The organism is Polaromonas sp. P1_E1_2, assembly GCF_056406035.1.
Genome location: NZ_JBFUAZ010000130.1, coordinates 1 through 8,481 on the forward strand (window position 1 = coordinate 1; position 8,481 = coordinate 8,481).

Annotated in this window: 6 protein-coding genes; 4 read left to right on the forward strand and 2 right to left on the reverse strand. The window is 62.2% G+C overall.

The window, feature by feature from the left end; all coding sequences use genetic code 11:
- The 3 genes from AC1D1P_RS08635 to AC1D1P_RS08645 all read left to right on the forward strand — a co-directional run.
- On the forward strand, window positions 1-639 hold a 639-nt coding region (locus AC1D1P_RS08635), incomplete at its 5' end, for a hypothetical protein (RefSeq protein WP_477672693.1).
- Window positions 640-830: 191 nt separating this feature from the next.
- On the forward strand, window positions 831-1,838 hold the full coding sequence (locus AC1D1P_RS08640; protein ID WP_477672694.1) for a M48 family metalloprotease: 1,008 nt from the start codon (window positions 831-833) through the stop codon (window positions 1,836-1,838).
- On the forward strand, window positions 1,835-2,425 hold the full coding sequence (locus AC1D1P_RS08645; RefSeq protein ID WP_477670860.1) for a hypothetical protein: 591 nt from the start codon (window positions 1,835-1,837) through the stop codon (window positions 2,423-2,425). Before AC1D1P_RS08640 ends, AC1D1P_RS08645 begins: the two co-directional genes overlap by 4 nt.
- A gap of 56 nt (window positions 2,426-2,481) precedes the next feature.
- Here AC1D1P_RS08645 and AC1D1P_RS08650 read toward each other — a convergent pair whose 3' ends face one another.
- A complete protein-coding gene (locus AC1D1P_RS08650; protein WP_477672695.1) occupies window positions 2,482-3,915 on the reverse strand; it encodes an aldehyde dehydrogenase family protein in 1,434 nt (477 codons plus the stop codon).
- A gap of 321 nt (window positions 3,916-4,236) precedes the next feature.
- Here AC1D1P_RS08650 and AC1D1P_RS08655 point away from each other — a divergent pair, with 321 nt between their 5' ends.
- Entirely contained in the window at window positions 4,237-6,381 is a 2,145-nt protein-coding gene (locus AC1D1P_RS08655; RefSeq protein WP_477672696.1) for an AAA family ATPase, read from the forward strand.
- 91 nt (window positions 6,382-6,472) lie between these two features.
- On the opposite strand, the gene AC1D1P_RS08660 is transcribed toward AC1D1P_RS08655, so the two are convergent.
- The coding region (locus AC1D1P_RS08660) for a sodium-translocating pyrophosphatase (RefSeq protein ID WP_477672697.1) at window positions 6,473-8,481 on the reverse strand (2,009 nt) is incomplete at its 5' end.

Here is an 8,481-nt window from a genome sequence, read left to right on the forward strand (position 1 = left end):
CAACAATCCAGCAAGAACCTGGCACCCGGATTCTCGGAACGCGCGGCGGCCTCGAAGCTGGTTGTCGTGCCCGCAGACCTCGAGCTCTTTTCCATCGGTGCCGGCGGCGTGCAGGAGCCCAGGGCCGACTGGACCATGGCTGCCCAGAAAAACGTCAAGTCCGGTCTGGCTTCGAGCAAGCTCAAGTTGGGTTCTGACGTGATCGGGCTTGAAGAAAAAGACATGGACGAACTCGCGGACATCAACTCCCTGCACGGAGCTGTCGCGCAATCTGTTTTTCTGCACCACATGATTGGTGGTGTACTCAAGCTGCCCACCAAGAACGATGCCCTGAACTGGTCACTCGGAGATGCCGTCAAGCCTCTCAAGGATAAAACGGGGGCTGATTACGCCCTGTTCATCTGGATGCGCGACAGCTATGCCAGCAGCGAGCGCAAGGCCGCGATGATCGCCATGGCTGTGCTGGGCGTGGGGATTGCCGGGGGCGCGCAGATTGGTTATGCCTCGCTGGTCGATTTGAATAACGGGCGGATTGTCTGGTTCAATGATTTGCGCCGGGCCTCAGGTGACCTGAGGGAACCCGAGCCAGCCAAAGAAACCATCGAAGCCCTTCTCAAGGGTTTTCCGGTCGCCAGATGATAGGCATACCGGCTGGCGGGCGCCGTGCTTTTTTGCGGACGGCCTGCAAGCACTGCCTGGGTATGGGCGCCCTGTTGCCAGGCTTGTCAGCCTTTGGCCAGGAGAACCCTGCAGCTGCCTCCATCTCGCCTTTGCCCGCAGAGCGCTTTGCCCGCCCTGCGCTGGAAACAGATGAAGGCGGCTTGTGGGGAATGATGGACCGTGAAGAAACGCGTCTGCGGCGCAGTCCATTTACCGTACGCGACCCGCAACTGAGCCAATATCTGCAAGACTTGGTATGCCGTCTCGCGGGAGACCACTGCCCTGACATTCGTGTACATGTGGTGCGCACGCCGCTCTTCAACGCCAGCATGGCGCCGAACGGCATGATGCAGGTCTGGACCGGATTGCTGCTGCGCGCGGAGAATGAAGCGCAACTCGCTGCGGTACTGGGCCATGAAATCGGTCACTACCTCGAACGGCACACGCTTGAGCGCCTGCGGGATCTGAGAAGCCGGGCCGCCTTTGCGCAGTTCATCGGCATGTTCGGCCTTGTCGGCGCCATTGGCCAGCTTGGTGCTCTGGCCGGTGCTTTCGCTTTTTCCCGGGACCATGAGACGCGGGCCGATCGTCTGGGCATGCGCCTTATGACCCGGGCGGGTTATGACGGCAGGCAGGCTGCACAAGTGTGGGACAACCTGCTGGGCGAACTCAAGATCACCGGCGGTGAAGACGTTGGCAAACGCAGTCCCATGATGGCGACGCATCCCCCGCTGGAGACGCGCCGTGATGATCTGCTCCGCCTGGCGGGCGACGGCGGCGGTAAAACGGGTGCAGTGGAATACCAGCAGGTGATGTCACGGCACCGCTTCGGGTGGCTGCAGGATGAAATCCGGCGTGGCCAGTTTGAAGAAAGTCTGGTGCTGTTCAATCGCCTGCTGTCGCGCAATCCGGAGGACGGCCAGGCGCTGTACGCGCGCGGTGAGGTGTATCGGTTGCGGGCAGGCAAGGAAGATCTTCAGGAGTCCCTGAACGACCTGACGCGCGTGACCGCTCTTGAACAGGCTCCGGCCGAGGCTTTCAGGGCGCTCGGCCTGGTGCAAAAGCAGCGGACCGACACCGCCTCGGCCGTACAGGCCTTCGAAAAATACCTCACCGCCGCGCCTGAGGCAGCGGATGCGGGTCTTATTAAAAATTACATTGCGGAACTTAAACCATGAAAAAACTCCTGATCCTTCTTGCCTTCGCTTTCCTGTCGGGCTGCATGTCCATCACCAAGGTTGAGGGTGAGCAACTGGTCAATAACCGGCTGGCCGTCAAGGTGACTGATGCCTGGAACAAGGTGGCCCCACCCGGCACCCAGCAGCCTTTTGACATGTGGACCCAGGAGGGATTGACGCTGGATCACCTGCGCCTCTGGGCGGCCGTCAAGCCAGGCCAGGCGCTGCTGGTCAGGCCTGCAGGCAGCGTGCCGTCCGGGCAGAAGGCAGCCCGTGTTCCAACTTACCAGGCAGGCATGCCGCTTGACCAATTGGTCAACCTTTTCGAGATCATGTATTCGGCAGACGGTTCCATCGTCAACATGACAAAGGTTGAACCTTCGGTATTTGCGGGTGAGAAAGGTGCGCGGTTCGAATTTACCGTGACGAGAAAGGGCGATGACGTCCAGCTCAACGGCGTAGGCTGGCTTAGCCAGCGAAATGGCGAATTGTTCGCTGCCACCTTCCTTGCTCCCAGGCTTTCATTTTTCCCGCGGCTTCTGCCAAAAGCTGAAAGCGTTGTGAAGACGGCGCAAATCAAGGGCTGACTGCAGGGCGGCCGTGGCGAGGGGCACGAACCCGAGACCTTGCGGCCGGGGTCGGCTTAACCGTGTCGTATGGCCACTGTTTTCAGCGTGGTGAAGCCATGCAAGGCCTCAAAGCCTTTTTCACGGCCGTAGCCCGATGACTTCACGCCGCCGAAAGGTAATTCCACACCACCGCCGGCGCCGTAGTTGTTGATGAACACCTGGCCGCTTTTCACTCGCCTGGCCATGCGGAACTGGCGTGCCCCATCGCGCGTCCAGATGCCGGCGACCAGGCCGAACTGCGTGGCATTGGCAAGTTCTACTGCGTGATCCTCGTTTTTGAAGCTCATGGCGCACAGCACCGGGCCGAACACTTCATCCTGCGCCAGCCTGTGCGTTACCGGCACGTCGCGCAGCAGGGTGGGGGCCTGGTAAAACCCGGTGTCGGGCGCCTCGTCGACGATCTGGCCCTGGGCCACCATGGGAATGTTGGCAACCTGCGCATCGCTTAAAAAGTCCCAGACGCGCTGCTGCTGGCTTTGCCGGATCAGCGGGCCCACGTCCAGGTCCATGGCGGCGGGGCCGACGCGCAGGTTTTCAAAGGCTTCGCCCAAGCGCAGCAGCAGGGGCTCGTAAATCGCCTGTTCTACCAGCAGGCGCGAGCCGGCCGAGCAGGTTTGCCCGGCGTTCTGCACGATGGCGTTGATGATGGCCGGTATGGCGACATCCAGGTCGGCATCGGCAAACACGATTTGCGGACTTTTCCCGCCCAGCTCCAGCGTGACGGGGCAGTGGCGCTCGGCGGCGACCTGCTGGATCAGCGTGCCCACGGCGGGGCTGCCGGTAAAGCTGATGTGGTCGATTTCTTTGTGGCGGGCCAGCGCGTCGCCGACCTCATGGCCGTAACCGGTCACGATGTTGATGGCGCCGGCCGGAAAACCCACTTCGGCCGCGAGTTGCGCCACGCGAATCAATGACAGGCAGGCATCCTCTGCCGGCTTGACCACRCAGACGTTGCCCGCGGCCAGCGCGCCGCCGACGCTGCGGCCGAAGATCTGCATCGGGTAGTTCCACGGAATCACGTGGCCCGTCACGCCGTGCGGCTCGCGCCAGGTCATCACACTGTAGCCGTCCAGATAGGGAATGGTGTCGCCGTGCAGCTTGTCGCAGGCGCCGGCATAAAACTCGAAGTAGCGCACCAGGGCCGCCGCGTCGGCGCGTGCCTGTTTGGTGGGCTTGCCGCAGTCGCGCTGCTCGATCATGGCCAGCTCTTCGGCATGCTCGGCCACCTTGGCGGAAAGCCGCATCAGCAGTCGCCCGCGCTCGGCGGCGCTGAAGCGGCTCCATACCAGTTCCAGACATTCGTGGGCACTTTTCACCGCGGTATCCATGTCGTGCGCGTTGCTGCGCTGAATCTCGTCAAACACCTGCCCGTCGGACGGATCGATCATTGGGATGGTTTTGCCTGAAGAAGATGCGACAGAGGTATTGGCGATGTAGTTGAGTTGCATGGCGCTATTGTGCTGAATTTGCCCCCGGCCGGAGGTTACCGCCTCCCACGGGCAGAAATGAGCCATGGGGGCAGGGCCTCCCGCGAGGTAACGCTCCCCAAAAGCGTGCGTTTGTCACAGCCACAGCGTTGTGTCTCGGCCAATTTACAAATCCTTTGCTGCGCCACGATTGGCATATATGTAGGATTGAACCTACACATGCACCTCGCCAATTCCTACAGGGAATGGTGCTCATGTTACGCAACGGCCCGGCCGTATTGGCGTGACGACAGCGGCAGGCAGCCGGCAACTGCGGGTCCGCATTTTTGACGCATTACCGCGATGACTGATCCCACCAAAAGCCCAGCCGATATTCCGCCCGGCGACGACGCGCCCACCACCAGCCTGCTGGCCTGGTTTAAAGCCTTTATGGCCCGTTTGCGCGACTGGTTGTCGATTCAGACCTTTGGCATGAAGTTCGCCGTACTGGCCGTGGCATTGATGATTCCGGCAAGCGCCTATTACGCCTGGTCGACCCTGGAGCGGCAGGAAAAAATGGCGCTGGAAGTCAAGGCCATGGCAGCGTCGGGGCCGGGTGTTGAAGCGGCCTGGACGTACAACACCGCATTGCCGGTCGTCTTCGGAAGCGGGTCGGTCCTGAGCTTTCTCGAAGCCCATCCGGTCACGCGCATCACCATCATTTACCGGCCCATTTTGTGGACCGTTTCCGAGCGCTTTGTGCTGATTGAATCGGAGGGCAGGCAGTACGCCTATTACCCCTCGGACATGGAAACCAAGATATTGGCCGACAAGGCCGTCACGGCACCGTGGGGTGGCAAGCTCACCTTCGTGCCCCGGGGCGCGCTTGATGACGCGAGCAAGGACATGCTGGCGCGCCTTGAACAGCGTTTCGGTGACGCCCGCCCGCAATCCGAACAGGACGCCTGGAAAGGCGGCGCCAGCGCGCTGGTATCAGCGACCTTGACGCTGGGGCTCATTGCCTTCCTCTGGTACCAGACGGGCGGGCAGCGCAAATCCCTCAAGTTCATTTCGCCGGCGCAAATCAGCGGTGATATGGAGGACCTGGTCGGCATGGACGATATCAAGGCCGAGGTTGCGCAAATCCGCGACCAGTACGAACGCCGCCTCGAATACGCCGCTTATGGCGTGAACAAGCCTTTCAACGTGATGTTCAGCGGCCCCGCGGGTACAGGCAAGACCAAGCTGGCCAGCTACCTCGCCAAAGAGCTGAACCTGCCAATTCTTTTCCATTCAGCCGCCAACCTCGAGACCGGCTATGTGGCCGGCGGCTCGAACACCTTGTCGCGCATTCTTGCGCTGGCCAAGCGGCGTAAACGCTGCATCGTCTTTCTTGATGAAGCGCAGGACCTTTTCATGCGGCGCGGTGGCAACCGCAAATATGACGATGACACGCAGAACATGTTGCTGGCCATCCTGGACGGTGTGCGGACCAAATCGGATACTGAAATCATCTGGATCGTGGCGTCCAACTTCAATTCGGCCAACCTGCAGATGGATGAGGCCATGCTGCGCCGCTTCCAGATGAAGGTCGACTTCCGCATGCCCAACCAGCAGGAGCGCCTGGCCATCACCGGCCACTACCTGCGCCAGCGTGCCGACAAGGTGTTGCCCGATATGGACCTGCGCCATTTTGTTGAACTGACGGAAGGCTGCAGCCCGGCAGACCTCGAAACCATGGTCAACCAGGCCGGCATCATCGCAGTGCAGGCGGGCCAGATGATAGGCGCGCACACCCTGATGCAGGCCGCCGAGCGTGTGCTGGTGGGCAATGTCAACGACAACACCACCAAAGAGCGCGAGCGCGACCGGCGCATCATCGCCGTACATGAGTGGGGCCACTTCCTGATGGATTTCCAGCACCGGCGCAAGCTGGCCGGCGACAACTGGAACGCGCTGCTGGCCGACATGACCACCATCAAAATTTCATTGAAGGCCAACCCCCGCAACAATGCCCTCGGCTTTGTACTGCACAAGCAGGACAGCAACCTGCTGCAGACCAAGGGTGACATGGAGCATGAGGTGCGGGTGCTGTTGGGTGGCATGGCGAACGAGGAAATCTTCTTCGGCGAAGACGGAACCACGGGCGGCGCCCACAATGACATCACCCGTGTCACGCGGCTGCTGCACCATGCGGTGGCTGAAATGGGCATGTACCGCAAGACCCGGCTGAATTACGCCGCGCTCCTCAAGGACGGCGGCACGGCACCGCCGGACGAGGAAACCCGCAGCATCATGGAAGCCCAGAGCGAGCGGCTTTACAGTGAGACGAAGGCCACGCTGGCCCAGTACACCGCCCTGACGGAGTATCTGACCGGCTGCCTGATGAATGCAGGCGAGATGACATTGAGMGAAGCACTCCGCGAAATCAGGTACTTTGAAAGCCTGACTGCCGCACCGGATCTGGCGCTGCCTGGGCCGGGTTCCAGCCGGTGGATGCCAGCCTGAGTCAACGAACCTTTTTTTGCAGCTTCGTCCTCACAGGACGCCCAAAGAAAAAGCCCTGCAACGCAGAGCTTTTTGCATGGGCCGGAGCGGTCTAGCGTGAGGCCGGTGCGGCTGGCGTTGGCGTTGCTGCGGCATTGGGCGCCTGCGTGGGCGCGGGCGCCGGCATGGCGGGTGCAGTCGGTGTGGCGGCCGGTGCACTCATGGCAGCAGGCGCGGCCATGGGTGCCACCGGGGCCGCTGCGGCTTCACCGCCGTGGAACTTCATCACCAGGGGCACGATCAGCAGCGCCACGATGTTGATGATCTTGATCAGCGGGTTCACGGCCGGGCCGGCTGTGTCCTTGTAGGGGTCGCCCACGGTGTCGCCGGTCACGGCGGCCTTGTGTGCCTCGGAACCCTTGCCGCCGTGGTGGCCGTCTTCAATGTACTTCTTGGCGTTGTCCCAAGCGCCGCCGCCGGTGCACATCGAGATGGCAACGAAGAGGCCGGTGACGATGGTGCCCATCAGCAGGCCGCCCAGTGCCTGGGGGCCGAGCGCCAGGCCGACCACGATGGGCACGACCACGGGCAGCAGCGAGGGGATCATCATTTCCTTGATGGCAGCTGTGGTCAGCATGTCGACAGCGGTGTCGTACTCGGGCTTGCCCGTGCCGTCCATGATGCCCTTGATGTCGCGGAACTGGCGGCGCACTTCAACCACCACGGCGCCGGCAGCGCGGCCCACGGCTTCCATCGCCATCGCGCCGAACAGGTAGGGAATCAGGCCGCCGATGAAGAGGCCGACGATGACCTTGGGATTGCTCAAGTCGAAGCTGATCACGTTGCCGTAGGCTTCGAGCTTGTGGGTGTAGTCGGCAAACAGCACCAGCGCGGCCAGGCCGGCGGAGCCGATGGCGTAGCCCTTGGTCACGGCCTTGGTGGTGTTGCCCACCGCGTCCAGCGGGTCGGTGATGTCACGCACGCTGCTGGGCAGTTCGGCCATTTCGGCAATGCCGCCGGCGTTGTCGGTGATGGGGCCGTAGGCGTCCAGCGCAACCACGATGCCCGCCATGCTCAGCATGGAAGTGGCGGCGATCGCGATGCCGTACAGGCCCGCCAGCGAGTAGGCCGTCAGGATGGCGATACAGACAAAAATCACCGGCCATGCGGTGGAGCGCATGGAGACACCCAGGCCGGCAATGATGTTGGTGCCGTGGCCGGTAGTCGATGCCTGTGCAATGTGCTGCACCGGCTTGTACTGCGTGCCGGTGTAGTACTCGGTGACCCAGCACAGCGCGCCGGTCAGGATCAGGCCGACCGCGCAGGCGCCGAAGAGGCGTATCTGCGTGCCGCTTGCCGTGACGGCGTTGTCGGGCATCAGCCACATCGTGACGAAATAAAACGCGATAAGCGACAGTACGCCGGCAATTGCCAGGCCCTTGTAGAGGGCCGGCATCACGTTCTTCATGCCGGGCGAGGCCTTGACGAAAAAGCAGCCGATGATGGAGGCGATGATGGACACGCCGCCCAGTGCCAGCGGGTAAACCGCAGCGGTGGCGCCTGCGCCCGAGAGCAGCAGGGCGCCCAGCACCATGGTGGCGATCAGCGTGACCGCGTAGGTTTCAAACAGGTCGGCGGCCATGCCGGCACAATCGCCCACGTTGTCGCCGACGTTGTCGGCAATCACGGCCGGGTTGCGCGGGTCGTCTTCGGGAATACCTGCTTCGACCTTGCCCACCAGGTCGGCACCGACGTCGGCGCCCTTGGTGAAAATGCCGCCGCCCAGCCGGGCGAAGATGGAAATCAGCGACGAGCCGAAGGCAAAACCAATCAGCGGGTTGAGCAGGTTGGCCAGCTTGAGGTCGGGTGTGTAGTTGCCATTGCCCACCAGAAACCAGTAAAAGCCGGTCACGCCCAGGAGGCCCAGGCCCACGACCAGCATGCCGGTGATGGCGCCGCCGCGAAAGGCAACGTCAAGCGCGGGGCCAATGCCTTTGGTGGCGGCTTGGGCGGTGCGCACATTGGCGCGAACCGACACGTTCATGCCGATAAAGCCGCAAGCGCCTGACAGCACGGCGCCAACGACGAAGCCGATGGCGGTTTTTCCGTCAAGGAAAAAGC

What these genes read in the sequence shown, in the direction of transcription:
- AC1D1P_RS08640 (WP_477672694.1), top strand. Translation starts at nt 831, where the DNA reads ATGATGGACCGTGAAGAAACGCGTCTGCGGCGCAGTCCATTTACCGTA.
- AC1D1P_RS08645 (WP_477670860.1), top strand. Translation starts at nt 1,835, where the DNA reads ATGAAAAAACTCCTGATCCTTCTTGCCTTCGCTTTCCTGTCGGGCTGC.